The sequence below is a fragment of the Cytobacillus citreus genome (genome assembly GCF_018343665.1).
Taxonomy (GTDB): Bacteria; Bacillota; Bacilli; order Bacillales; family Cytobacillaceae; genus Cytobacillus; species Cytobacillus citreus.
In genome coordinates, this window is the sequence record NZ_JAGYPM010000003.1 from 156,650 (window position 1) to 182,485 (window position 25,836).

20 protein-coding genes, 1 other RNA gene, 1 pseudogene and 1 riboswitch are annotated in these 25,836 nt (G+C 35.8%); of the genes and pseudogenes, 6 read left to right on the forward strand and 16 right to left on the reverse strand.

Going from position 1 to position 25,836, the window contains the following annotated elements; translation table 11 throughout:
- Window positions 1-1,025: 1,025 nt before the first annotated feature.
- Window positions 1,026-1,337: a hypothetical protein gene (locus KHA94_RS12335; protein ID WP_213102444.1), complete on the forward strand. Its 312-nt coding sequence runs from the start codon at window positions 1,026-1,028 to the stop codon at window positions 1,335-1,337.
- A 394-nt stretch (window positions 1,338-1,731) separates the two neighbouring features.
- On the opposite strand, the gene KHA94_RS12340 is transcribed toward KHA94_RS12335, so the two are convergent.
- Together KHA94_RS12340 and KHA94_RS12345 are read right to left on the reverse strand one after the other, a co-directional pair.
- Entirely contained in the window at window positions 1,732-3,039 is a 1,308-nt protein-coding gene (locus KHA94_RS12340; protein ID WP_213102445.1) for a nucleobase:cation symporter-2 family protein, read from the reverse strand.
- Window positions 3,036-3,632 carry a xanthine phosphoribosyltransferase gene (locus KHA94_RS12345; RefSeq protein ID WP_213102446.1) on the reverse strand — a complete coding sequence of 199 codons (597 nt, stop codon included), beginning with the start codon at window positions 3,630-3,632 and terminating at the stop codon, window positions 3,036-3,038. Before KHA94_RS12345 ends, KHA94_RS12340 begins: the two co-directional genes overlap by 4 nt.
- Before the next feature lie 147 nt (window positions 3,633-3,779).
- Window positions 3,780-3,881, reverse strand: a riboswitch (purine riboswitch).
- Window positions 3,882-4,479: 598 nt separating this feature from the next.
- On the opposite strand from KHA94_RS12345, the gene KHA94_RS12350 reads away from it, so the two are divergent.
- The 3 genes from KHA94_RS12350 to KHA94_RS12360 are packed head-to-tail and all read left to right on the forward strand — an operon-like array spanning window position 4,480 to window position 6,794.
- Complete coding sequence (locus KHA94_RS12350) at window positions 4,480-4,641, forward strand: cytochrome c oxidase subunit 2A (RefSeq protein WP_213102447.1); 162 nt, start codon at window positions 4,480-4,482, stop codon at window positions 4,639-4,641.
- Between the two features lie 21 nt (window positions 4,642-4,662).
- A complete protein-coding gene (locus KHA94_RS12355; RefSeq protein ID WP_213102448.1) occupies window positions 4,663-5,139 on the forward strand; it encodes a cytochrome c oxidase subunit II in 477 nt (158 codons plus the stop codon).
- Entirely contained in the window at window positions 5,139-6,794 is a 1,656-nt protein-coding gene (locus KHA94_RS12360; RefSeq protein WP_213102449.1) for a b(o/a)3-type cytochrome-c oxidase subunit 1, read from the forward strand. The genes KHA94_RS12355 and KHA94_RS12360 overlap by 1 nt, the downstream gene beginning before the upstream one ends.
- Window positions 6,795-6,889: 95 nt before the next feature.
- Here the strand turns inward: KHA94_RS12360 and KHA94_RS12365 are convergent, their stop codons facing one another.
- Window positions 6,890-7,801, reverse strand: a complete 912-nt coding sequence (locus KHA94_RS12365) for a DMT family transporter (protein WP_213102450.1) — start codon at window positions 7,799-7,801, stop codon at window positions 6,890-6,892.
- A gap of 60 nt (window positions 7,802-7,861) precedes the next feature.
- Entirely contained in the window at window positions 7,862-9,376 is a 1,515-nt protein-coding gene (locus KHA94_RS12370) for a carboxypeptidase M32 (protein WP_213102451.1), read from the reverse strand.
- 218 nt (window positions 9,377-9,594) lie between these two features.
- Between KHA94_RS12370 and KHA94_RS12375 the strand changes: the two genes are divergently transcribed.
- A complete protein-coding gene (locus tag KHA94_RS12375; protein ID WP_213102452.1) occupies window positions 9,595-10,752 on the forward strand; it encodes an MFS transporter in 1,158 nt (385 codons plus the stop codon).
- Window positions 10,753-10,951: 199 nt separating this feature from the next.
- Here KHA94_RS12375 and KHA94_RS12380 read toward each other — a convergent pair whose 3' ends face one another.
- From KHA94_RS12380 to KHA94_RS12425, 11 genes and pseudogenes are all read right to left on the reverse strand, one after another.
- Window positions 10,952-12,883 carry an ATP-dependent DNA helicase gene (locus tag KHA94_RS12380; RefSeq protein ID WP_213102453.1) on the reverse strand — a complete coding sequence of 644 codons (1,932 nt, stop codon included), beginning with the start codon at window positions 12,881-12,883 and terminating at the stop codon, window positions 10,952-10,954.
- 496 nt (window positions 12,884-13,379) lie between these two features.
- On the reverse strand, window positions 13,380-13,550 hold the full coding sequence (locus KHA94_RS12385) for a hypothetical protein (protein WP_213102454.1): 171 nt from the start codon (window positions 13,548-13,550) through the stop codon (window positions 13,380-13,382).
- A gap of 277 nt (window positions 13,551-13,827) precedes the next feature.
- Window positions 13,828-14,967, reverse strand: a complete 1,140-nt coding sequence (locus KHA94_RS12390) for a THUMP domain-containing class I SAM-dependent RNA methyltransferase (protein WP_249365487.1) — start codon at window positions 14,965-14,967, stop codon at window positions 13,828-13,830.
- A gap of 12 nt (window positions 14,968-14,979) precedes the next feature.
- Window positions 14,980-15,837, reverse strand: a complete 858-nt coding sequence (locus KHA94_RS26515) for a putative bifunctional diguanylate cyclase/phosphodiesterase (protein ID WP_338030791.1) — start codon at window positions 15,835-15,837, stop codon at window positions 14,980-14,982.
- A gap of 21 nt (window positions 15,838-15,858) precedes the next feature.
- A pseudogene (locus KHA94_RS26520) lies at window positions 15,859-16,999 on the reverse strand (diguanylate cyclase domain-containing protein); the annotation flags it as partial.
- Between the two features lie 405 nt (window positions 17,000-17,404).
- Window positions 17,405-17,793: RNase P RNA component class B (gene rnpB, locus KHA94_RS12400), an RNA gene on the reverse strand.
- 81 nt (window positions 17,794-17,874) lie between these two features.
- The gene (gpsB, locus tag KHA94_RS12405; protein WP_057771310.1) at window positions 17,875-18,174 is read right to left on the reverse strand and encodes a cell division regulator GpsB; all 300 of its coding nucleotides are present in this window, start codon (window positions 18,172-18,174) and stop codon (window positions 17,875-17,877) included.
- An 83-nt stretch (window positions 18,175-18,257) separates the two neighbouring features.
- Entirely contained in the window at window positions 18,258-18,821 is a 564-nt protein-coding gene (locus KHA94_RS12410; protein ID WP_213102455.1) for an SLOG family protein, read from the reverse strand.
- A 72-nt stretch (window positions 18,822-18,893) separates the two neighbouring features.
- Window positions 18,894-19,193 (reverse strand): CotD family spore coat protein, encoded by a 300-nt coding sequence (locus KHA94_RS12415; protein WP_213102456.1) that lies wholly within the window; start codon window positions 19,191-19,193, stop codon window positions 18,894-18,896.
- A gap of 686 nt (window positions 19,194-19,879) precedes the next feature.
- Complete coding sequence (locus KHA94_RS12420; protein WP_213102457.1) at window positions 19,880-21,130, reverse strand: ribonuclease H-like domain-containing protein; 1,251 nt, start codon at window positions 21,128-21,130, stop codon at window positions 19,880-19,882.
- The gene (locus KHA94_RS12425) at window positions 21,120-23,420 is read right to left on the reverse strand and encodes a DEAD/DEAH box helicase (protein WP_213102458.1); all 2,301 of its coding nucleotides are present in this window, start codon (window positions 23,418-23,420) and stop codon (window positions 21,120-21,122) included. The genes KHA94_RS12420 and KHA94_RS12425 overlap by 11 nt, the downstream gene beginning before the upstream one ends.
- 172 nt (window positions 23,421-23,592) lie before the next feature.
- Here KHA94_RS12425 and KHA94_RS12430 point away from each other — a divergent pair, with 172 nt between their 5' ends.
- A complete protein-coding gene (locus KHA94_RS12430; RefSeq protein WP_213102459.1) occupies window positions 23,593-24,285 on the forward strand; it encodes a Crp/Fnr family transcriptional regulator in 693 nt (230 codons plus the stop codon).
- A gap of 53 nt (window positions 24,286-24,338) precedes the next feature.
- On the opposite strand, the gene hcp is transcribed toward KHA94_RS12430, so the two are convergent.
- Entirely contained in the window at window positions 24,339-25,631 is a 1,293-nt protein-coding gene (gene hcp, locus KHA94_RS12435) for a hydroxylamine reductase (RefSeq protein ID WP_213102460.1), read from the reverse strand.
- Window positions 25,632-25,836 lie beyond the last annotated feature (205 nt).

A 25,836-nucleotide genomic window follows, 5' to 3' on the forward strand; every position in this document is an offset into this window, starting at 1 on the left:
GTACGAATCGTACCGTTTTTTATTTTCTCAAAAATTACTCCTTTGATGAAAAATCATTTTCATTCTTTTGTTTTTGAACTTCAATAAAAATTTTTTTCTTTACTAATTTACCGCACCCCTTGCACAATACTTCGTGGTTATATAAAAGTCTGCAATAATCGCAATAATATTTTTCCATATGATACTCACTTCCTGTAACTCTGTTTCCGTATTATATTTTTTCGTTTTAAATGTGTGATTACATGGAAAATCGTTATTTTAAAAATATTAATTTGATAAATAATATTAATTCGTTTCTCTGCTTTTAATCTCTTTATTAAAATTTCGGAATGCTCCCAAAGTTTTCTGGGACTTCCTTTAAAATGACCTTAAGCCTCCCCACACTCCTCTTCAAACATGTTTATTCCCTCAGCTTCAAATTGTTTAACAGCATTCACAACAACGAGTAAATATCCCCAATTCTTTACCAGCTTATTTTTTTGTTACTATACCCTTCTTAAAAAATATGCTACCTTTGAATTTTATATCATAGGTTTCTCTATTTTTACCCATAAAAAATCCCCTAATAGCAGACAGATTAATGTTTTCTTTTTCTGTCTACTATTAGGGGTACTATCAGGTTATAGTGGATTCCACCTGCAGATGATGGATATGAGTACATACTTGTAAAGGTTAAAGGAACTGTAAAAAACTCTGAAACTGATGATGATTTTTATTGGTTATCTGATATGAACTTTAATTTCGTTAGCAATGAAGGAAAGACTTATGATATAAAATCAGTGGTCATTCCAAATGAGTTGTCTAGTGAATTATATAACTGTGCTTCTGCTGAAGGATAAATTGAAGGACATGTTGAAATTGATAATGATGTTAAACTAACTTTCGATAGTGGAGAAGAATCTCCAATTTTCTTTTTACTTAAATAGATTGTCAAAGCCCCTCTTATTTGAGATTGCCTTTTTAAGAATTTTATAGGTATAGTAGATAAACGGATATAATATCTTAAAGATGAGAGGAGATTGGATATGTCTGATGCAGTTGGACTGTCATTAACAATTCTGTTTGAAATTATTGCGTTTAGTTTAATCAACTTTTATGTATTCAAGTTTTCTCAGAAAGATATTAAAAGAAGAATATGGTCAGGGGTTATTTTTCTCCTCTTAACACCACTTATTTTCTTTGGCACATTATTTTTTGTCTTATTCTTTGATGAAAGTGGTTGGGGTGCGGGTATATTGACTGTCGTTTTTACTGGTCTTTATATAATAAACGGTATTTTAGTGTTACTTTCTTCCATCTATTTATATTTTATGAAATCTAAAAAACGAGTAGTTTAAAGTGTTCCTCTTTCATGTAATTAATGTAATCTCGAATTATTTTTGCAGTTATATCATTTACATTTGAAATATCATTATTGCTTTTCTCTAACTAACTACAAAAAAATCTATAATGTCGTCTTAGCCAATGAGAGTTTTTTCTCTTAATCCCTCCGATTTTTTGGCAGACTGAAAGTATTCGTATGCCATTTTTAAATGATAAATTGTATTCAATTTCATTTTGACTATTTAACTGTATCTCTCAGTGTTATTCGTTTACGTTTCATAACAAAAAACGTCACCACCAATTGCTTATCAAATTATTATTAGATAAGCAATTGGTGATGACATATCGACATATTTTCACCTAAAATATGTGGGGTATTCTAAGTGGAAATTCACTTATTTTTCCATTCTATAATACCTTTGATTCTTTTATTTTTACAGGATGCTTCTGTTTGAACTTTATTTCATTAAATAGAATATTTAATAAAATTGCTGTTAAGCTCCCTGCTACTATTCCATTTTCAGTCAAAATTCGAATGCTAACAGGCAGTTGAGCAAATAACCCTGGTACAACAGAAACGCCAAGTCCCATTCCTACAGAACAGGCAATAATCAATAAATTTTCCTGAGATGCAAATTCAACTTTGCTCAGCATTTTTATTCCTGAAGCAACAACCATACCGAACATGGCAACCATCGCTCCTCCTAAAACTGGTGCAGGAATGATGGTTGTAATAGCACCAATTTTTGGAACGAAACCAAGCAAAATAAGCATAGCAGCTGCTGTATAAATGACATTGTTCGATTTAACTCCAGAAATTTGAATTAAGCCAACATTTTGCGAATAGGTTGTATAAGGAAATGAGTTGAAAATACCGCCGATAATGCTTGCTAGCCCTTCAGCACGATAGCCATTTACCAAATCTTTTTCTTCAATTTTCTTACCACAAATGTCACCTAGTGCAAAATAAACACCAGAAGACTCAACTAAGCTTACTAATGCAACAAGAATCATTGTGATTATAGGTGTTATTTCAAAGGTTGGCAGTCCAAAATAAAACGGTTTTGCCATATGAAACCATGAAGCTTCCCCTACAGCCGTAAAATCAACTTTTCCCATAAATGAAGCTGCAATAGTTCCTGCAACTAAACCGATTAGAATCGAAATAGAACGAATGAATCCTTTAGAAAACCTGAATAGGAGAATTATGAATAGTAGAGTACCAAATGCAAGAGCAATATTGGATAAAGCGCCAAAATCAGGACTTCCTTGACCTCCTGCCATATTATTCATTGCCACCGGGACAAGTGTAATCCCGATAATCGTTACCACCGATCCTGTAACAACTGGCGGAAAAAATCTCACGAGTTTCCCAAAATATTTACCTATTATTACTACAAAAACACCTGATACTAAAATAGCTCCGTAAATAGCTGATATCCCATATTGATTTCCTATAGCAATGATGGGACCTACAGCTGTAAATGTACATCCTAATACAATAGGAAGACCTATTCCAAAATACTTGTTTCTCCAAACTTGAAGGATTGTAGCCACACCGCTTGTCAAAATATCTATGGATACTAAGTAGGTAAGCTGTTCCCCTGTTAATCCAAGTGCTCCTCCAATTATTAATGGCACGATGACAGCCCCAGCATACATGGCTAATACGTGTTGAATACCTAATGAAGCTATTTTTAGTCGTTGTTGATTCATTTCACTGTCTCCCCTACATTATCTGTAATAAAGGTAACGATTCCGTTTTCTAGTGAACCAATTCTAGCTAATGATTCAACACGATAGCCCTGTTCTCGAAGAATTTTACCCCCATCTTGAAAACCTTTTTCAATTACTATGCCAATCCCTGCAATTTCTGCCTTTGCATGCTTTGCAATATCAGCTAATCCTATTGCAGCCTGACCATTTGCAAGGAAATCATCTATGATAAGAACTCTATCATTCTCGTTTAAATACTTTTTCGCAATAGAAATTTCATTCGATTCTTGCTTCGTAAAGGAGTAGACCGTTGAAGAATAAAGTTCATTTATAAGAGTCAATGACTTGCGTTTTCTTGCAAAAATAACTGGAACCTGAAGTTGTAAACCTGCCATAACTGATGGGGCAATTCCAGAAGATTCTATAGTTAATATTTTCGTAATCCCTTCACTTTGGAAACGGCTAGCAAATTCTCTGCCAATCTCGTACATTAGTTGAGGGTCAATTTGATGATTTAAAAAAGAATCAACTTTTAAAACAGAGTCTGATAAAACAATTCCATCCTCTTTAATTTTATTAATAAGTAACTCCATTTTTATCCTCCTTCTGATGTTGATTTCAAGCTATTAAAGCAAAAAAGCTTGATGGATCATTATCTTCACTTCATGAAAATGAGTGAAGCAATGACCATCAAGCTTTATCGTAAAAAGATGACAATAATAAGGAAATACAACTAAGTATCCCGATCATTACTTACTCATAGTCAGGTCATTTACGGTAACCCGGTAGAAACTTGCAAGCCATATTCCTGCGATTATATGAGTGAAACTTTATTAGTATTTTATTATTTTGCGATAAAAGTATTATATCATCATTTTTTAGGAAATCAATATAACAAATTAGATCGATGCATTATTTCTTTGAATGGCTATGTTTTCTATTTTTAAGAAAGGCTTTGTTAAACTTCCCTGTTGATTTCCGCTGCAGGCACTTAGCGATCGCGGGCGGTCCGGATGCCTCCTCGTCGAAGAGCGCTCCTGTGGGGTCTTCATTTGACTCGCTTCTCCCGCAGGAGTCTCGCGCCTTCCGCTCCAATCAACAACTAAATAGCATTATCAACACTGAGCTTTAACAAAGCCCTAAGAAAATGAATTATCCCGAGAATATTTAGCAAAAAAAACATACATCTTAAGTACTATTCCACTATGCTCACATATACTCTCATCAATAATTTCGTCTTCACAATATCTTCACAATTACACCCCTTCGTTCGTGATATATATCACTGAAATACCAACTTTACACTATTAACATAGTGTAAAAGTTATGAATGAACAATTTGTGAACACACTAAAACCATCTAGATTCTCCTAGATAGTTTAGTATTATGAAAATGTAATCATTTACTTTTTCCAAATTTCCAAAAAGGAGTGAGAGAAAATGGCGAAAACGGAACTCAATAGAAATACAGAAACTGAAACTGAAATTGAAGTAGAGGATAGTTCTTCTTTAAAAGGGACGTTAGCTTCCGTTTTCTTGTTAGGGTTTATCCTAATAGTTACGTGGGTTAGCGTTTACTCATTATTTTTAGATCGTTCTTAATTGAAGAGAGGGGAAAAAGCCATGCATTTGCATAAGTTTGAAAAAATTTGGCTTATCTTCGGTATAGGATCGCTGCTTGTATTTCTAACCGTACTAGGGGTTAGCGCTTTCTATCTCGGAAATCAGCCGCCAAGTTGTTTGGCAACTATAGATCCTGAAAAGGTAGATACACAAGCTCCTTTTAATGAACCAGGTCTTAAAAAAGTAGAAGGCAAGGAATGGGAATATGAATTAGTTTTTGTTGCTTCTGCCTTCAATTATACTCCTGGAGAAGTTCAAATTCCAAAAGGGGCGAAAGTAAAAGTTATTGCGACAACAAAGGATGTTATCCATGGATTTGAAGTAGCAGGCACAAACGTTAACATGATGCTAGAGCCTGGCTACATAAGTGAACTTGTCTATACTTTTAACAAAACTGGTGAATTTTTAGTCCTTTGTAATGAATATTGCGGGGTTGGTCACCATATGATGACTTCGAAAATTGAGGTGGTTGAATAATGCTAAACCAGCTAGCAAATACAAAAGTTGACCGCCGTGATGGAAAACTTGCAATGGCACATTTTTATGTCGCATTCATTGCTTTAGCAATTGGCGGCCTTGCAGGATTATTGCAAGTTTTAGTTCGTTCTGGAAAATTGGAATTACCTGCTGGAATCGGTTATTATCAAATTTTAACGGTTCACGGTGTTATTTTAGGACTTGTACTAACTACTTTCTTTATTATTGGCTTTATGGTTTCTTCTGTAAGTAAAACAGCAGGTACATTTACAACTCGTCAGCGTACTCTCGGTTGGATCGGTTTTTGGTTTAAGACGATTGGTACTGCTATGGCTGCTGTGATGATTCTTCTAAACGAAGCTACTGTACTTTTCACATTCTATGCACCACTACAAGCTCATTTTCTTTTCTACCTAGGATTAACATTGGTTATTGTCGGAACATGGTTTGATAGTGCAGCTATTTATATGAAATATGGTCAATGGAAAAAAGCAAATCCTGGCCAACCAAGCCCGTTGCTTACTTTTATGACAGTGATTACTTTAATCATGTGGGACGTTGCAACACTTGGTGTAGCTACAACGGTTTTATTCCAATTGTTACCTTGGTCTCTTGGTATTGTTGATACAGTAAACGTCGGTGTCAGCCGAGCATTATTCTGGTATTTCGGCCATCCACTTGTATACTTCTGGTTAATGCCAGCATATATGGCATGGTATGTAGTCATACCAAAAGTTATTGGTGGAAAGATGTTCTCAGATTCTTTAGCACGTATGTCATTTATTTTACTACTGCTCTTCTCAATACCAGTTGGTTTCCACCATCAATTGTTAGAACCAGGAATTGACCCAGCGTGGAAATTCTTACAAGTTGTCTTAACTTTCTTAGTTGTTATCCCTTCCCTGATGACCGCTTTCTCTTTATTTGCTACATTTGAAAGCTATGGCCGTTCAAAAGGGGCAAAAGGACTTTTTGGTTGGTTTAAAAAGCTTCCTTGGGGAGATGCTCGCTTTACCGTTCCATTTATCGGTATGTTAGCATTCATTCCTGGTGGTGCCGGTGGTCTCGTTAACGCTTCACACCAAATGAACCAAGTAGTTCACAATACAATTTGGGTTACAGGACACTTCCATTTAACTGTCGCTACTGCCGTTTTATTAACATTTTTCGGAGTTGCCTACTGGCTCATTCCGCATTTAACCGGAAGAACTTTTACTAAGAAGATGAATAAATTAGCCCTAATTCAAGGAATAACTTGGGCAATAGGAATGACATTCATGTCAGGCGCAATGCATGCTGCTGGGTTACTCGGTGCACCACGTCGTTCATCTTTCTCTGATTATGGTGGTGCGGCACAAGCTGCTGAATGGGTACCGTATCAAATCGCACAAGCAGTTGGCGGAACAATCCTATTCTTATCCATTATCTTAATGCTTTATATTTTCGTAAATCTTGCCTTCTTTGCACCTAAAGGAGATCAAGAATTCCCTGTCGGAGAAGTTGCAGACCAAGCCGAAAAGACTCCAATGGTATTCGATAACTGGAAATTATGGATTGGAATTACTGCATGCCTAATCTTATTTGCTTACACACTACCGTTAATAGATTTAATTCAAAATGCGCCACCAGGAGCGAAGGGCTTTAAATTCTGGTAATTAAAAGGGCTGTCTCATAAGTCGATTATTCGGCTCAGAGACAGCCTTTTCTAGTTTTCAGAAGGATTTGCTTATATGGAACAGGCACTTAATTTTTATGATAATTTTTGACTGACAGAGCTAACATTCTTTTTCTGAAAAGAAACATTAACGATTATGACTGAACAGAGAATTAATATAGCACCAGCAATTTGTATAAGACCCAGCCTCTCCCCGTATAGCATTACCCCTAAAAGAGTTGCAATAACAGGTTCCACTGTAGCAATTACCGCTGCTTTACTCCCCTCCGTCTTTTCAAGACCCCATGTGTAAATAAAATAAGCTAATACTGTTGGGATAAATCCTAGACCAATACTATATAATAACACGTTCACATTTAAGAGAAGATCAACCTTTTGCCAAAGCTGTGTAATTGGCAATAAGAAAATTGCAGCTACGATAAAGGTATACATTGTAATGGTAAATGGCTGATATTTCTTCAAGGCAAATTTGCTGAAAATTGTATATAATGCGTAGCCGAGTCCAGAGCCTAAACCCGTTATGACCCCAATGAACGTAAGCTTGCTATCACCTGCAGAGACACCAGCAATTAATATACATCCGATAATTGTCCCTATAACTGCAATAATCTTGTTCATATTAAGGTTTTCTTTTAAGAAAATGAAAGACAAAATTGTCACAAATGCTGGAGCAGTATAAAGTAGAATAACTGCAATTGATATATTCATTTGACTTATCGTTGTGAAATAACAGAAATTAAAAAATACGACGCTGAATATGCCTGTTCCAATAAAAAATCGAATATCTGTAAAACGAATTAGTTTCATTTGTTTACGATAATGGATAATGCCAATTAATAATAAAAATATTGCCGCATAAATGACTCTAATAGCTACAATTTCCATTGAAGTAAATCCATAATCAGCTAACCCTTTAACGAAGAAAGCAATAATTCCCCAAAGACTGGCTCCTGCAGCAATCATGAAATAAGGCAGCAGCTTTTTCATAAAATTCTCTCCTTAAAGAAAGAGAATGACGCTTGCTCATCCCCTACTCATCATCATGTCTTATTGTAGTTTATATACATTGATGTACTTATCATATAGATATTTTATTAAGTATTCGGCATTCAATCCCTCACCTGTCACATCATTTAGAATATCTAGCGGCTTCTTCAGCTTACCATATTTGTGTACATTCTCTGTAAACCATTCTTTAATCGGTAATAAATTCCCTTCCTCCAGCAACTGTTCATAATGTGGCAAGTCTTTTTGCATCGCATTTTTCAGTTGTGCTGCATACATGTAGCCTAGTGCGTAAGAAGGGAAATAGCCGAAGCTTCCTCCAGACCAGTGCACATCCTGAAGCACTCCTTGTGCATCATTTTCAGGCTTTACTCCTAAATATTTTTCATATTTATCGTTCCAGACTTGAGGAAGATCTTTAACCTCGATTTCATCATTAAATAATCCTTTTTCAATTTCATAACGGATGATAATATGTAATGGATATGTTAATTCATCAGCTTCAATTCGGATGAGAGAAGGCATAGATTCATTGATTGCACGATAAAAATCTTCGAGACTGATTTCATCAAATTGTCCTGAAGCATATTCCTTCAGTAAATCATAATTCTTCTTCCAGAAGGATTGATTGCGCCCGACAAAGTTTTCATAGAAAAGTGATTGTGATTCATGGATTCCCATTGATGTTCCGTCGCAAAGAGGAGTACCGATTAAATCTTGAGAAATATTTTGCTCGTATAGTGCATGACCTCCTTCATGGATCGTACCAAATACAGCTGTACGGAAGTCGGCTTCATCATATTTTGTTGTTACACGAACATCACCAGGGTTAAGTCCTATGGCAAAAGGATGTACAGTCTCATCTAATCTTCCTGCATTAAAGTTATAGCCCATCTGCTCAAGAATGGCTAGACTAAAATCACGCTGTTTATTCTTAGGGAAGTGTTCAAACAAGAAGCTAGTTTCCGGTTTATTGGCAGATTCTGAGATTTGTTGTAGAAGCGGAACAATTTTCTTCACTAGCTCGCCAAATACCCGATCTAATACCTCAACAGTAATTCCCGGCTCATACATGTCAAGCAAAGTATTATATTTATTCCCTTCATATCCCCAATAGCCAATAAAGCGTTTTGTTGTATCAATAAGTCTTTCTAAATATGGGCGGAACAATGAAAAATCTGCTTTCTCCTTCGCCTCTTCCCAAATACTTTCAGCCTTTGATTGTAGAATAACAAATTCTTTATATTCTTCTGCTGGAATTTTTTTATTACGGTCATATTCCTTTTTACATTCTTCCAGTGTCTTCCTTGTCTTTTCTGATAATTCATCTATTCTGCCAGTTAATTGTTCTATGTATTCTGCCATCTCATTTGACGTAGACATTTTAAAAACATCGGAAGAAAGCATACCAATGACTTCAGAACGCTGCTCAATTCCTTGCTTTGGTGCGCCAGTACGCAAATCCCAATAAATTAATGAGATAGCTTCGTTATATGACTCCATTTTTTTTACATATTCCAAAAATTCTTTTTCAACATTATTTATTTGATCACTCATTATGATTCCCCCCTCATATTCAAATACGCTTTCTATTTTATCATATTTTTCTGAAAAAAAAGGAGCAATCAAACCAAAATAATTCCAGTCACAGTAAGTTCAATTCCTATATTCGTTTTCTAATAGAAAAGAAGTTATAATTAGAAATGATATATTGCCTTGATCAACTTCTTTAGTAAGACAAGAAAGTTAAACTCTAAGACATAGGAAGAGATACTATGAAACAATTTATATTATTTATCGTTTTGATTTCATTTTTTGACATGTTTTCCCAATTACCGATCATGAGTCCATTTGCCAAAAGTTTAGGAGCAACACCTGCTATAATTGGCTTAACAGTAGGTATGTATTCCTTTACCAATATGTTCGGTAATATATTAGCTGGATATTGGATAGACAAACAAGGAGCAAAAAAAGTATTATTATTTGGTTTTTTCCTAACCGGTGGCAGTTTGCTTCTTTATACAATTGTTTCTAGTCCAGAGCAATTGATGTTTGTAAGATTCCTACATGGTCTATTTAGTGGATTTCTAGTTCCTGCCGCTTTTACCGTCATTGCAAATAAAGGTGAAGAGGGAAAACAAGGAAAATCTATGGCTATTTCAGGAGTTGCAGTTGGCATTTCTGCAATTATTGGACCGGCATTTGGAGGAATTGTTGCAGCAAAATATGGAGTTAATTGGGTATTCATTATAATTGCTCTTATCATGCTTATTATTGCTGTACTATCATTTTTTATTATTCCTAGTGGCTCTACTCCAATATCAAGGAAAATTGAGCCGCCATTAAAAACTCTTGTAACCATAATAAAAACACCCATGATTGCTACTAGCTTTATAGGCGCTTTCTCGTTAATGTTTGCCCAAGGTGTACTAGCATACATGCTTCCATTACAGGTTGAAACACTAGAATTTGGGAGTCAATATAGTGGGGTTCTCCTAAGCACTTTCGGAATAACAGCGATTTTAATATTCGCTTTGCCAACTAATAAAGTTTTCGATACTTATCAAAATCATTCTGTCATGATGATTGGAATGTCAACAATTGGAGCCGCGCTTATATTATTAAGTATGTCCTCCTCGCTGTCATTATTGTTTTTCTGTATGATATTATATGGCGCAGGGTTCGCTTTATTGTTTCCATCAATTTCAGCAATGCTTGCTAATCATACTGACCCTGAAACAAGAGGAAAAGCATTCGGACTGTTCTATGCCTTTTTCTCACTCGGAGTAGTTGTCGGTTCATCACTTACAGGTCTATTGGCAGTATCTTTTGGAGCTGGCTATATAATCGCGTCATGCATATTATTTATCAATACGCTTTGGATGTTTGTTTATTTTCGAAGCAAAAGCCAAGTCAAAGAAAGCATGGAGTGATAAATAGATGCGAGATCTGATAGGTCATTGCACTTCCTGTGGAAAAATTCTATATTGTATGGATGGTTTTTTTAATGGTATTCATACAGAGGATATGAAAATAGTATGCTTTGAATGTGCAGAGGAAAAAGAAAAATCCGCAGAATAAAGATTTCTGCGGATTTTAACTTTTAAGGCTATGAATAGTCTTATTTGCCAATTAAGACACCACATTCTGCGGAATCGTCGGCAAGACACTTTTTACTAATTCAACTACTTCTTGTTTTTCATTTTGATCCATTAGGATATGAACAATCCCTTTATCTTCATGTGTTCTAATTAATCTCCCAATACCTTGTCTTAACCGCAGGATCATATAGGGTAAATCAACCTCTTTAAATGGCTCATTTGCTCCTTCACGTTTAGCGGTAAAGACCGGGTCATGAGGAGGAAATGGAAGCGAGTAAATAAAAACATTCTCAAGGGATCTTCCAGGAACATCGAGCCCTTCCCATAGATGAACCGAACAAAGAACAGACTGTTCATCGTTTTGAAAATCAGAAACTAAAGTACTGATCTCAGCATCTCCCTCAAAATAAATTGGGAAATTCATTTTTCCGTATATTTGTTTCTTAAAGCGAGCAAGATCAGCATGATTCGTAAATAATACTAATGCCCTGCCTTTAGTCTTTTCCAGTTGTCCTTGAACATAATGCATTTTCTCTTTTTCCGCTTTACTCGGAAATTCTGGCATAGTAATGATCATATTTTCCTCATAATCAAATGGAGAAGAAACAGAAAAAGATAAATATTGATCAATACCAAGGCTTTTAGCCATATAATCAAATGAATTATTCTCAGATAATGTCGCAGAGGAGAAGATAAACGGTTTCTTTTGGGAGAAAACCTCTTCCCTCATAATATCTTCAACCATCCTTGGCATAATGACTAATGTTCTTTCTCCATTATTCTCTTCAAACCATGTAATGCCTTTTAATTCTTTTAAAAATAACGATAAAGAATAATAAATTTGCTCTAAATATTCTTCAACAATTTTCAAATCATACTCGTTGATAACATACATTTCACTTTCAAATACTAGTTCTTCCTCAAGAGTGCTAATAAGCTCAAGGAGTTTTTTTCCTTCCTTTATCACATTTTCAGATTTTTGAACTGTTCTCTTTTCTGAAATTTCGGCTGAGGAAGATGCATGCTCAAGTGCATAAAAAAATTGCTCATTCTGGACAATCGTTTTTTCTATAATATATAAAGTCTTTTCCCTAACATCATTAGCCATTAGCCTCGTTAAAAGAGATTCAAGTATTTGCTCTGTAAATCGATATGTTAATGCTTTTTGGGAAGCGAACTCTAATAAATGGCCTTCGTCAAAAACAACACCTGAACTTTCTGGCAATAGAGGCAGCTGACCTTCACGCTTCCTAGATTCCTTTGTCCAAATATGCTCCATATAAAAATCATGAGAACAAATAATGATATCCTTTGCACTGCGGTAATAATCTCGATTTAGTGTTTGTCCACAACGATGGCGCTTTTCACATGTAAAGCAATCTTGAAATGGATCCCACGCAATTTTTCCCCACATCTCATCTGTTAATTCTGGATATTCCTTACGATCACCGTATTTTTCGAAGTTTTGCATGGACGAGCCAGAATGAACAAATTCAGGAAGCTGATCATAAAGCGCATTATAAACATCCATATCCTCACTTGCAATGTGTTGATCAAGCTTTTTTAAACATAAATATTGATCTCTCGACTTAGCCAGACGCACATCAATGTTTAAATTTAAAGCCTTCTCAAGCTTGGCAATATCGCCTTCCTTCTTAACAAGCTGTTCAATTAATGTTTCATCCGCACAAGCAATGATCGCAGGCTTATTTATGTATCTTGCATAAGCAATGCAATAAAGTAAATAGACGATGGTTTTTCCTGTGCCTACCCCTGCCTCCGCAAAAATAACTCTCTTTTCTTTAAATGCCTTTTCAAGTTGAAAGGCCATAAAAATTTGTTCGTCCCTTAACTCAAATCCTGATTCCGGCAATATATCGTAGAAAACATCACCAATCCACTCGTTTAATTTATCAAAAAAAGAATCGTTTTTGGACAATGCAAACGGCATCTTGCTTTGCATATTACCCCTCCGGTAAATAAAAAGTTTAAGCGCTTTGATAGAAAAGTGGAAGCGCCGTGCACAGGGGCGACAAGCATAAGACAGGCCGACGAGAAGGTTTGGTCTTTAACCTTCTTGGCGGACTGGCTTATGACCTCCGACGAACAGGACGTTCTAGTGCCGACGTTGCAACAGGACGTTGCGTTCTTAGTCGGCGAGCCCCTAGGCGCTGAAGCTAGCCTTTTCTAGAAAAGCGCTTATTTCATAACTGTATCATTTAATCATTATTAAACAAAAGAACATCAATCATTTTATCGTAAATAATAAAAGTGTCAAGTAAGAAAAAAAAGAATCTGACTGACTGCCAGATTCAAGTAAGAAAACCTTGTTTTAATGAATAAACAAGTAAAAATTTTCTCGAGATAGAGCAATGACTTGCTCCATAAGGAAGTCTATCCGAATAATCATCCCAGAATCAATCTGAATTTTGATTGATCCAAAGGCACTTTCGCTTTTCTTATTTTTGTATTGATGAAAATGAAAAAGATATTGCCTGCTGGAGATCATGCTGAGCATTTTTCAGCTGCTCGAGAGCCGTTAAGGATAAATCCTTTTCATCTTTAATTGCTTCGATCGTATCGGTTAAAGCCTGTGATATTTTATTAAAATCTATAATGGGTTGATTCAATGAATAGCCCTCCTGACCTTTTTTGATGATAAGTATATAATATTCAAGGTCAGGAAAACGTATGCAAAGAAAATTGCAGTTTTATTTTTTATTTGTCGGAAGCAATCGAAAGTCTTCCATAAAGTGAAACTTCAATCAGTGGGGGTTTTCCTCATCCCCCACTGATTGTTAGTTGAACTTATCAGGCCTTTACGGGCAGTTGATCCCCCACTTACTCTTCATTGTTTTACTCGAATCATTGAAGTGGGGGTCTTACTGCCCGTTAATCTGCGATAAACTACTGCCTAGCTTTTGGCGGTCTTTTTCCCCAATATTGATAATAATCTGTGCGGATAAATCCATTAAATAACTTTCGTTTTTTTGTTGCTGGATTTCCGTAATATTTTTCAAATTCTTCATTCGAAGTGAGTATATAAATGGACCAAGTATCAAGTGAGGAAAATGTTTTTCCCATCTCTTCATACATTTTCTGTACAGCTTCTTTCTCTCCAAGTCTTTCACCATACGGCGGATTCCCAACGATTACTCCATATTCCTTAGTTGTTGTAAAATCCTTCACTTGCATTTGCTTGAAACTAATTAACTCTCCTAAACCAGCTTCAAAAGCATTTTCTTGAGCAATTTTGACCATGCGGTGATCAATATCTGTGCCTGTAATATCAAGTGGCTGATCATATTTCGCTAAATCTTCCGTTTCAATTCTTACTTCTTCCCATACTTTTTCCGGTATCCAATTCCACGACTCTGAAACAAATTCTCGATTAAATCCTGGTGCAATATTTTGCCCAATTAATACAGCTTCGATTGGAATAGTACCCGATCCGCAGAATGGATCGACAAAAGGTTTCTCTGGTGTCCAATTTGTAAGCATAACAAGGGCAGCTGCAAGTGTTTCTTTTAAAGGTGCTTCCCCCTGTCCAGCTCTGTATCCCCGTTTATGCAGTCCGCTTCCACTTGCATCTATTGAAATTAAGGCTATATCTTTATGAAGAGCAACTTCGATTTTGAATAAAGGTCCATTTTCTTCAAACCAACCCGTTTTTTTATAATGAGATCTCATTCTTTCGACGATTGCCTTTTTTACGATTGCCTGACAGTCAGAAACACTAAACAGCTTTGATTTGACAGATTTCCCTGTAACCGGAAACTCCGCATTCTCTGGCAAATAATTTTCCCATGGCAATGATTTCGTTTTTTCAAAGAGCTCATCAAATGTAGTTGCCTTGAATTCACCGATTTTTATTTTTATTCTATCAGCTGTTCTCAGCCACATATTAGAACGGGCAATTGCAAGAGCATCGCCTTTATATGTAATTCTCCCATTTTCAACTTCACAATCATACCCTAGAGCACGCACTTCTTTAGCAACTAAAGCTTCAAGCCCCATTGCAGATGTTGCAATTAAATCATACTTCATGAACGTTTCACCCTATTTAATGAATTCCTGATCCCAACTTTCAAAAAAGGTCATTAGCTTATGAAAAGGGATAGGTTTAGAAAAATAAAATCCTTGAATATAATCACAATTTTCTTTTTTAAGAAACTCATATTGTTTTTTGTTTTCTACACCCTCAGCTATCACCTTGAGATGCAGTCGATGAGCCATAGTAATAATTGCCTCAACAATTGAGCAATCTTCCTTATAATCCAACAAACCGCCTATAAAACTTTTATCAATTTTTAAGATATCAAGTGGAAAGCGATTCAAATAACTTAATGAAGAATATCCGGTTCCAAAATCATCTATAGATAATTTTATTCCAAGCTGCTTTAATTTTACTAGTTTATCGACAGATTCATTTGCTTTTGGCATAATCATACTCTCTGTTAATTCAAAATCAATATAATTAGGATTAACATTAGTCTTTTGAATGATGTCATCAATGGATTTCACAAAGTTTTCCTGATTAAAATGAATGGCTGATATATTGATACTCATTCTTAGTTTAGGTTTTCCATGTAAATGTATCATTTTCAAATCTTCACAAGCTTTTTGGATAATCCATTCACTTATAGGAATAATTAAGCCTGATTCTTCAGCTAGTGGAATAAATTCTGAAGGTGGAATCACACCTAATTGCTTTTGTTTCCATCTGACTAATGCTTCTACACTTACGATTTCATTCGTGTTTGCATCCATTACAGGGTGATACACAAGATATATTTCATTACGCTCTAATGCTCGCCGTAAATTATTTTCCATTATCATTTTTTTAGATTCGTTTCGATGCATTTCTGTATGGTAAAGCTCAAACTGATTTCTCCCACTATATTTTGCCTCGTACATCGCTTTATCTGCATTTCGTAACAATGACTCTATATCATTTCCATCCAATGGATATAAACTGATTCCGATACTCGTTGTAACAAAAACTTCCTGACCGTTTAGCAGAAATGATTTTGATAATGCTTCAATTATTCCTTCTGCAATATGAACAGCTTCCCTTGGATGCTTAATATTAGGTAATACAATGACAAACTCATCTCCACCAAGGCGGGCAATCATATCTTTATTTTTTATGATCCCCTTTATTCTTTAAGAGCATATCCCCATAATTATGGCCTAGTGTATCATTTATTTGCTTGAATCTATCTAAATCAAGAAAAAGAATGGCGAGCAGCTGCTTATATTTTTGTGCTGTATGTAATAATCCTTCGAGACGCTTATTTAAACTATAACGGTTTGCTACCCCAGTAAGGGAATCATGATGTGCTAGGTACCTAAGCTGATCTTCAGCATGTTTCCTATCTGTAATATCTGTAAAAACCGCAACAAAGTTATTAATATTGCCATGTTCATCTTTAATAGAGCTAATTGTTATCCATTCCGGAAAAACTTCTCCACTTTTGCGTTTATTCCAAATTTCACCTTTCCAATAACCAATATCATTAATTTGTTTCCACATATTTTTGTAGAATAATACATCGTGGATTCCTGATTGGAGAATATTTGGATTCTTTCCTACTACTTCTTCATTACTATATCCCGTAACGATTTCAAAGGCAGGATTTACAGAAATAATCCTGCTGTTTTTATCCGTAATCATAACACCTTCACTTGTATTTTCAAGAACCTTTTCTGCTAGCTTTTTTTCATTTTGCGATATCTTTTGTTGAGTATTATCGCAGAAAATAACGATATATTGGGGATCATCTGCTCCTTTTTCAGAAAATGTTCGGATCAACATCCATTCTGAATATAATTCACCATTTTTTCTTTTCTTTTGAACTTCACCCTCCCAATTACCCAATTGTTGGAGGGAAAATTTAATTGTGAGAAAATCATTCATCTTTTTAAACAAAGAAGCGAAATCAATCCCTGCTGCATCCTCATCTTGAAAAAGTGTGATCTTTTTCGCCGCTGGATTTAATGACGTGATGTTAAAATCCTTGTTTAAAATGATGACTCCTTCCTGCATATGGTTTATTACAATGTCAGATAATTTCATTTTTCTCGTCCCTATTTGCTATATATTGTCATGTCGACTTATTTCAAATCATTCGTTTATTATCATATATGTATTTTATCCAATATACAAGAATAGCCTTATCTTCACCTTATCAATGAAAAAATGCTGTCATTAAATCGACATAAAATAAACTGTACAAAAAGAACAAATGCGCAAGCGCCTTGCTCACCTCCGACAAGCACAAGACGAGCCTCTCGGAAAGGTGCTCTTTACCTTTCTGGGAGGATTGGCTTGTGACCTCGAGGAGGTAGGCGCTGAAGCTGAACGTAGATAAACTATATCTCAAGTTATCAACAGATAGCGAAAATTATAATTTCCTATAAAATAAGAAAAGCTCTCCTTTTAGGAGAGCACTCATCTCAATTATTAATCTCACTAATAACGTTCTGTAAGCCATGTTTTGTACCTGTGTACTGCAAACGACCTTAGGTCTCGTACTTAGGTGGTAATCATCTATCTACAGGTTAACCTGTCCTTCTCCTCGTTCATTTCCTTAGAGAAAGTGCCCCTACCATAATTTGGGTTTCTCGCTCGTGGGGTTTACCTCGTTCCACCCTTTTCATTTCTGAAAAGGCTACGTCACTGTGGCACTTTCAAGGTATTCATGCCATATCCAGTAATGGACTTAGGCATTTTCCCTGCCGTCAGCCAAGCAAATGGCTGCCCTAGCTTATGATTTCACTAGGCACGAACACTACGGACATCTCAGCCCGTGCGAGCATGGACTTTCCTCTGCAATTCACTTACGCTCATTACAGCGATTACCCGAACGCTATTAATGATGACAAAAGTTATTATATGTAACTTTCGTGTGAATAGCAATGGTTTTCAGCTTGAAATTGAGGAAAATTTCATCAATCGTACAATTTACTGCCAAAAACATGCTTTTCTAAATTGGATAGCCGTTTTAGTATATCGAAATTAGTAGTTCCCGCTGTTTGCGTAGCTGGGCGCCTTGAAGTATCTTCAAGCTGTTTTCTTAATCGCATATTTTCTTGTTGCAAATCTTCAATTTCCTGATGAAATGTCTCATAATCCTTTATGACCCAATCCAAAAATTTATCTACTTCTTCTGGCTTGTAGCCGCGCATTGCAGTTTTAAACTCTTTTTCCAAAATATCTTTTGCTGTTAATTTCACTTTATCAGAAAGCATGATAATCACCTCTAGTAATACCATCATCAACACTATTTTTTCAAAGATATGCATTTTTGTCAATTTTTCTTTTGAATTAATTTTTAATCATCCATAAGTTTCATCTGTTCTTCTTCAACAAGCACTTGTAAATCATCGAAATTTATCAATCGGATCTCGTATTCATTCTTCTCCTGCTCTTTTTTTGCTTCTTCATATATGTACTTCGGACTACCTTCTTTTTCAGTATCATAAAATAAAAGCAGCACATCGCTTTTCTGAATAAAAAATTTGTTTTTGAGGCGAAATTGCCAAGAATTTTCATAAGGTTTTCGAGAAACAGAATCGACAAAATCAGCTTGAACGATTATTGATTCGTACCATTCTCTATTCGATTCTTTCCAAGATTCTTCCTGATTCAAAAATGGAGTAATAACTGCTAGCTTTAAATCATTAAAGCCTTCTAGCTGTAAATCAAAAACTACTTCTGCTGCCCATAATTCTGTTCCTAGCTGCCCGCTAATCATTACCCATTCCAGACCTTCTTCTAATAAGGAAATAAGATTGGCTTTTATGGCCCTTTTTATAAACAAAACAGCAGGATCATCGTTTTTAAATATGCCAATCTCATATGGTTTGTAACCAGATACAACCGCAATATTAGCCATTTTTAAACCTCAATTATTATTTAATAAAATAAAATAACAAGGGCAACAATGCCCTTGTCAGCGTTTTTACTTTCAATAAAATGGTCCCCCACCGAACATGCCTGGTCTTGGAACACCATATCCTCCGGCTCCGCCATAACCGCCAGGATATGGTCCAGGTGCTGCAACAAACTGCTGATTTGTCACTTCATTCACAACTGATTGAGTGTGTGGAAATGAGTGCACATGTTGAAAATGAGTGTGGTTAACATTAGTTGTATGACTAGGATGAATATGTGGGACGATATTGTTTTGGAAAGTATTGTTAACACAACATTTTGTTGGATGAACAATCGCAGGCAAAACATGAGTTGGTCTTGGTCCACAATACATGTAAAGATCCCCTTTCTACAATAAATTATTTACATTAATAGCCTATGTCGAAAAAGGGATTCTTGTACTAATGAAAAAACCTAATTTATACCTATTTTTATAATACTACACATTTACCTATTAGAAAGTATAAATAAACATTCATGAAAATATTCTCGATTGCCGATTACTAAAACATGCTATAAAAACCGTCTTTCATGTTTGAAAAAAGAATAGCTGTAAATAAAACCACGAAAAAAAACAGGAATAAAATTGCTTTATACATGTTATCTGCCTCACTATTTTCCATTCTGTACACAATTACACATTTTACAGCTTTCCTTATCTACATACAACTAGGAAATTAGTGGATGCTATGTGAAAACATTAATATATTGTTTTTTTATTTTTTTGTCTATGCTAAACTTCCTTGTTGATTTCCGCTGCAGGTACTAAGCGATTGCGGACAATCCGGTAGCCACCTCATCGCTTTCGCTCCTGCTAGGTCTTTCTTTGACTCGCTTCTCTCGCAGAATATTGAATAAACATCCTTGATTAAACACCGCATTAGCAGTTATTTCATTGAACACACACTTTATTTTAGTACGTTAATAAACTTAAATTTTACTATTAGCCGATAAAATGCCAATGCATTTTTGAAGAGTTTCGCGCCTTTCTCTCCAATCAACAACAAAGTAGCATAATCGTCACTGAGCTTTTACACAGCTTTTTTTTAAAAGTCTCGTAAATCGTTTCATAATGTCTTCTTCTGAGAATGGTGATTTTTTATTCTCTACAGTATGGGAAATTGATTTAGCCATTTCTGTATAAATGAGTGCTTCTCTGTAGTTTTTCTTACGGTGTTCATAGATTTTTGCAAGCTCAATGCAGGCCTCCAACATTACTTTGTTATTTCCTGCGTCTGCGATCTCCTTCCATAACTGTTCCGCTTCCGTCCATTTTTTTTGCTTTTTATACTCATAAGCTAGCGCATGTTTAGCATAAAGTGAATCAAGGTTATCCCCTTGTGAAATATTTGAAAATGCTTCTCTTGCAGAAGCTGAATCCCCCAAATGTGAAAACCACCTTCCAACTTCATAAATTTCCCTGGCAGTCTGTTTCTTATCAAGTCGAAGTATTTGAAAAGAAAGATGAGTATATAGACTAATGAGTGATAAAATATCAGTTTCATTATGCTTTAAAATACCAATCATACCTTCTGGATCTTTTCTTTCCACAAAATCAAAATAAATCATCGGTGCAAGATAGCCTGGAAGATCATCCTTCCTTTCTACCCCTAGTACTTCCTGTTCTACGATCGAAAGCTTCATTCTATCCAGTTTATGTTTCCACATTCTTCTTGAAGCATGATATAGATCAAAATGACCAAAAGGAGGAAGCTTTGGTACATGTTCCTTGATCAGCGTATGCCTTGTCTTAACTTGAGGCCAATCAAATGACTTTCCGTTATATGTAGCCATTGTTCTATAATCAACACTATCAAGAAAGCTTTTATACAAGGGAATTTCTGCACCTGGATGGGGCAAAATATGTTGTTTTAGCTTTACCTTGTTTTCAATTAAGCTTGCATGTCCAAGGATAAAGATCGTATTGCCTACCCCTCCTCCTAGGCCCGTTGTCTCAGTATCAAAGAAAAAAAAGTTTTCTGGCTTATAGCCCGCTGCAGAAAGAGGATGATCTATATATGAAGAATTCCACGCTTCAACTGCATCTGAGAATTGAGAAAAAGAATAAATACCGTGTTTTTGATCGATTGGGAATTCTTTCTCTCGAACAAGGCAGTAGGCTCCATCGAAATAATATGGGGATACCCCCTCTTTTGTCCAAGAATCTATAAAAGGGATTTCTTCTAGGTGAATGCATTGAAATTTTTCCTTTTCTGTACGATCAATCGACAAATGTGGTTTTAATCTATTTAGCTTGCTTTTAATTGACATGATTTCCACCAGTGCGAATCTTCATATTTGTGAAACTTGCTAAAATACTTTGCACATCTCTTTTAGCTGTGCCCAAAGACATGTCTGTCCCAATACAGGAAGGACAGCCAATATCACATTGACACCTATTCACCATTTCTTCTGCTTCCATCAGAACATGTTCGAATCCTTCATATACCTTTTCACTTAATCCAACCCCACCAGGATACCGATCATAGAAGAAAATCGTCGGCTTTTCATTATGTTCAGCTTTCACTTGAGGAACTACATGAATATCTTGAGGATCACACATTACAAATAGTGGTGCAATATGTCTTAACGCATGAGCTGCACCTATTAGCCCCTGCTCCAAACGTCCTCGATCATTCTGTAAAAATTCCTCATTTAAAGAAAACCATGTAGAACTTGTATGCAGCTCTGCCTCAGGCAAAGTAATCGGCCCTGAACCAATATTTTCGTGAGTTTCAAACTTGATTTTTTTAAAAAGTGTTGCCATTGCTATGACACTCACATCTCCATAGCCTATCTCTCCCGAAGCTGTAAACCGATGCTTGTCTTGTTCAAGAACCTTGAGCTGAACTGCAAGATTAGCATCTGTGAAGTAATCAACATTAACCTCTCTAACGAACGCTTTTTTCTCCTCCCAATCAAGCTTCTCTACTTGATATTGCGTACCTTGGTGAAGATAAATAGCCTCATCATGAAGTAATGTCATAGCAGAAAATTGATCCATTTCTCCAATCACTTTCACATTCGCGATATCAGATTGATCTATTATGACAACATTTTCTTGTGAGGCAGAACGAAGACTAATATTATGGGCAGGAAATGAATCATTCATCCAATAATATTTTTCTCCATTTTGAAAAAGGATACTTTCTTCTGCTAAGTATTCTAGAACCTCATCTGTTTCAAATGAACCAAATGGCTCTCCGACTTTAAATGGGAGCTCATATGCCGCACATTTTATGTGATCAATTAAAATGATTAAGTTATCAGGATTTATTCTTGCTGTTTCTGGGCTTCTTTTGAAAAAATAATCCGGGTTCTGAATAACATACTGATCAAGCGGACTGCTGCTTGCTATCATAATAACAAGGGATTCCCCATGCCTGCGCCCTGCTCGTCCAGCTTGCTGCCAAGAGCTTGCAATCGTCCCCGGAAAGCCGGTCATAATACATACCTGAAGTTGTCCGATATCCATACCTAGTTCAAGTGCATTCGTACTAACTACACCATAAATTTCACCTGATCGAAGGCCTTTCTCAATTTCTCTCCTCTCCGTTGGCAAATAACCTCCTCGATAACCTCGAATTGCTTTCGGACCTAATTTATGCTTGATTAAATCCTGTAAATAGGTCAGCAAAATTTCAACTCTAACTCGGCTCCTGGCAAAAGTAATCGTCTGGATTTTGTTTACCAAAAGGCTAGCAGCAAGCATTCTAGCTTCTAAAGTAGCACTTCTTCTAATATTTAATGGCTTATTGACAATCGGAGGATTATAAAAAACAAAATGCTTTCTTCCGCTTGGCGCTCCATTATTATTGATTAATTCAACTGATTTTTCTGTAAGCTTTTCAGCAAGCTCTAATGGATTTGCTATAGTCGCTGATGTACAAATAAAAATTGGATCGCTCCCGTAAAAACGGCAAATTCTTTGCAAACGTCTTATAACATTTGCTACATGGCTTCCAAAAACACCTCTATAAATATGAAGTTCATCAATAATAACAAACTTCAAGTTCTCGAATAAGGAAACCCATTTTGTATGATGAGGCAAGATGGCAGAATGCAGCATATCAGGATTTGTTATCACGACATGGCCTGCTTTCCGAACCTTCTGGCGTATATTTGATGGAGTGTCTCCATCATATGTATAACTGTTTATCGCCAATCCTGAATCTTCAATGATTTCGTTTATTTCACTTTTTTGATCCTGTGCTAAAGCTTTTGTTGGAAACATATAAAGTGCTCTTGAACTTGGATCATTTATGACCGTTTGCAAAACTGGAAGATTGTAGCATAACGTTTTCCCAGAAGCTGTTGGAGTAACTGCAACAAGACTTTTCCCTTTCATAGCCGTATCATATGCTAATTTTTGATGTGTATATAGACTTGTGATTCCCCTTTTTTGTAATGCCTCTTTTAGAGAAGGATGTAAATTCATTGGAAGATCTGCAGTATTTGCCTCTTTTTCATCAATTGTGTGCCAATGAACGATATTATGTTTAACAGGATCTGATTCTTTCATTTCCTTCATGATTTCATTCAAGTTTTTCCGTACTTTCATTGTATTCACCTCATACTACTATTCTAGCGAATAAGCGTTCGTTGTAAAAGAGGGAGCATCTCTTCTTTTTCTTCATAGAACATTCATATTCTTAGAGTTTAAAAACACTTCTTTCATATGTCTTTTTTGTTACAATATTAGCAATAATGGTTTTACCTTCAGAGGTGAAAAGATGATTAATTTAGAAATAAAAAAAGTACTGTCTCAATTTACTCTTTTTCGAGACTTAAGTGATTCAGAAATGGAAAAAATTATCGAAATCTCTATCTCTAGAGAATGGAAAAAAGGCAGTCATGTCTTTATGCAGGATGACCCACTAGAAAATGTATATTTTATACAAAGTGGACGGATAAAAATTTATAAAAGTGATATTAATGGGAAAGAGCAAATTGTAGCAATTATGAAAAATGGCGAGATGTTTCCACATGTTGGCTTCTTCCGTAAAGGCGGGTATCCTGCTTTTTCTGAAGTGCTAGAAAATTCAACATTAGTCGTTGTCCCTATTGATCTATTTGAAAAAGTATTAATTGATAATCCAGAGCTGTGTATTAAAGTATTTAAAGTGCTTGGGGAAAAAATCGTTGATTTACAAGAAAGATTAGAGTCGCAAATACTTAATAATACGTATGAACAAATTATTAAGCTGCTTGTCCGTTTGGCAAAAAATCATGGGGAAGAAATGGATGAAAGACTGTATCTGTTAAAATCTGAATTCACCAATAAGGATCTTGCCAATATGATTGGAACGACGAGAGAAACCATGAGTAGAACATTAACAAAGCTAAGGAAAGACCATTTAATTGAAACAGACTCAGCAGGGAATATTATTATTGATCCTGACCGACTGTTAGAGGAAATTTTTTAGTTTAAAAAGAGAAGAACCCATTTGACAACTATGGTTCTTCTCTCTTTGAAAGGCTATGATAATTGCAGCATTTCTTGCATGTCTTCTTGAGCTGTGCCAATTAATTTTAAATTAAAGGTTTCTTGAAGGACATTTAATACTCCCTCTGAAATAAATTCTGGCGCTTTTGGTCCAATACGAATATCTTGGATTCCTAAGCTAAACAAACCTAAAAGGATGGCAACTGCCTTCTGTTCGAACCATGAAAGCACAATACTTACAGGCAGCTCATTAATTTCACATTCAAAAGCCTCTGCTAATGCTTTTGCAATTTTTACAGTAGATCCAGAATTATTGCATTGGCCTAAATCTATATATCTTGGGATATTTGTTCCAGGTACGACTCCATAGTCAACATCATTAAAACGGAACTTCCCACAAGACGTTGTTAAAATAACTGTTTCTGGCGGCAAGGATGTAGCTAATTCACGATAGTATTCTCCTCCCTTGCCCGGTGCATCACACCCTGCAATAACGAAGAACCTTTTAATCTTTCCCTCTTTAACTGCTGAAATGACCTCGGGAGCAAGACCTAATACTGTTTCATGATGGAAGCCTGTCAATAAAGTTTCATCTGAATCAATACTTACTTCAGGCAATTCTAATGCTCTTTTAATTAATGGGCTAAAATCATCATTTTCGATTTTCAAAACATTTTCAAGACCCGCTACTTCATAGGAGAACATGCGGTCAGCATATGTACCTTTAATTGGCATCACACAGTTCGTTGTTGCTAAAATCGCTCCCGGGAACTTTGCAAATAAGCGTCGTTGGTCATACCAAGCTTTACCAATATTCCCTTTCAAATGAGGATATTTTTTCAATTGTGGATAGCCATGTGCTGGTAGCATTTCCGAGTGGGTATAAATATTGATACCTTTTCCTTCTGTTTGCTTTAATAGCTCTTCAAGTGCAAATAAATTATGCCCTGTAACAATGATACATTTACCTTCAATTTTATTTTGTGAAACACGGATCGGTTGTGGAATACCAAGTCTTTTAGTATGGGCTTCATCAAGAATTTCCATTACTCTAACAGCAGAACGTCCGACCTTCATCGCCATTTCTATATGTTCCTGAACATTAAAGTTTGAATTAGTTAATGTTAAATAAAGGGCCTCATGTGTTGTAGCATCGACAAATGGATCTGTATATTCCAACTGGTTCGCATGTGTACGATAAGCAGCAATCCCCTTCAATCCAAAAATAATTATATCCTGTAAGCTTGCTATTGTTTCATCTTTTCCACAAACACCGATTACTTTACATCCCCCAGTTGGCGTCTGCTCACATTGGTAGCAAAACATGAATCATTCCTCCTCATTAATTATTGAACGACTTTAGCATACCGTTTAGTTCACACTTACAGTGTGACGCAGATCACGTTTTTTCTTATGTCAAGAAGTGTTCAATATTGGGAAAATATAAAATAAATTTTAAAGAAAACTCGCCGATTGGCGAGCCTTGGAAAGGCGAAGACAGAGGCGTAGTTGCACTTATCGCGCTCATATA

Excerpts from the sequence above, each read along its gene's own strand:
- KHA94_RS12425 (WP_213102458.1), bottom strand. The coding sequence starts at position 23,420 with ATGAAAGTACGGAAAAACTTGAATGAAATCATGAAGGAAATGAAAGAA.
- KHA94_RS12345 (WP_213102446.1), bottom strand. The coding sequence starts at position 3,632 with ATGGAGTTACTTATTAATAAAATTAAAGAGGATGGAATTGTTTTATCA.
- KHA94_RS12390 (WP_249365487.1), bottom strand. The coding sequence starts at position 14,967 with ATGAAGTATGATTTAATTGCAACATCTGCAATGGGGCTTGAAGCTTTA.
- KHA94_RS12350 (WP_213102447.1), top strand. The coding sequence starts at position 4,480 with ATGGCGAAAACGGAACTCAATAGAAATACAGAAACTGAAACTGAAATT.
- KHA94_RS12360 (WP_213102449.1), top strand. The coding sequence starts at position 5,139 with ATGCTAAACCAGCTAGCAAATACAAAAGTTGACCGCCGTGATGGAAAA.
- KHA94_RS12415 (WP_213102456.1), bottom strand. The coding sequence starts at position 19,193 with ATGTATTGTGGACCAAGACCAACTCATGTTTTGCCTGCGATTGTTCAT.
- KHA94_RS12355 (WP_213102448.1), top strand. The coding sequence starts at position 4,663 with ATGCATTTGCATAAGTTTGAAAAAATTTGGCTTATCTTCGGTATAGGA.
- KHA94_RS12430 (WP_213102459.1), top strand. The coding sequence starts at position 23,593 with ATGATTAATTTAGAAATAAAAAAAGTACTGTCTCAATTTACTCTTTTT.
- gpsB (WP_057771310.1), bottom strand. The coding sequence starts at position 18,174 with ATGCTTTCTGATAAAGTGAAATTAACAGCAAAAGATATTTTGGAAAAA.
- KHA94_RS12380 (WP_213102453.1), bottom strand. The coding sequence starts at position 12,883 with ATGCAAAGCAAGATGCCGTTTGCATTGTCCAAAAACGATTCTTTTTTT.
- KHA94_RS12420 (WP_213102457.1), bottom strand. The coding sequence starts at position 21,130 with ATGTCAATTAAAAGCAAGCTAAATAGATTAAAACCACATTTGTCGATT.
- KHA94_RS12340 (WP_213102445.1), bottom strand. The coding sequence starts at position 3,039 with ATGAATCAACAACGACTAAAAATAGCTTCATTAGGTATTCAACACGTA.
- KHA94_RS12370 (WP_213102451.1), bottom strand. The coding sequence starts at position 9,376 with ATGAGTGATCAAATAAATAATGTTGAAAAAGAATTTTTGGAATATGTA.
- KHA94_RS12410 (WP_213102455.1), bottom strand. The coding sequence starts at position 18,821 with ATGGCTAATATTGCGGTTGTATCTGGTTACAAACCATATGAGATTGGC.
- KHA94_RS12365 (WP_213102450.1), bottom strand. The coding sequence starts at position 7,801 with ATGAAAAAGCTGCTGCCTTATTTCATGATTGCTGCAGGAGCCAGTCTT.
- hcp (WP_213102460.1), bottom strand. The coding sequence starts at position 25,631 with ATGTTTTGCTACCAATGTGAGCAGACGCCAACTGGGGGATGTAAAGTA.
- KHA94_RS12335 (WP_213102444.1), top strand. The coding sequence starts at position 1,026 with ATGTCTGATGCAGTTGGACTGTCATTAACAATTCTGTTTGAAATTATT.
- KHA94_RS12375 (WP_213102452.1), top strand. The coding sequence starts at position 9,595 with ATGAAACAATTTATATTATTTATCGTTTTGATTTCATTTTTTGACATG.
- KHA94_RS26515 (WP_338030791.1), bottom strand. The coding sequence starts at position 15,837 with ATGTACGAGGCAAAATATAGTGGGAGAAATCAGTTTGAGCTTTACCAT.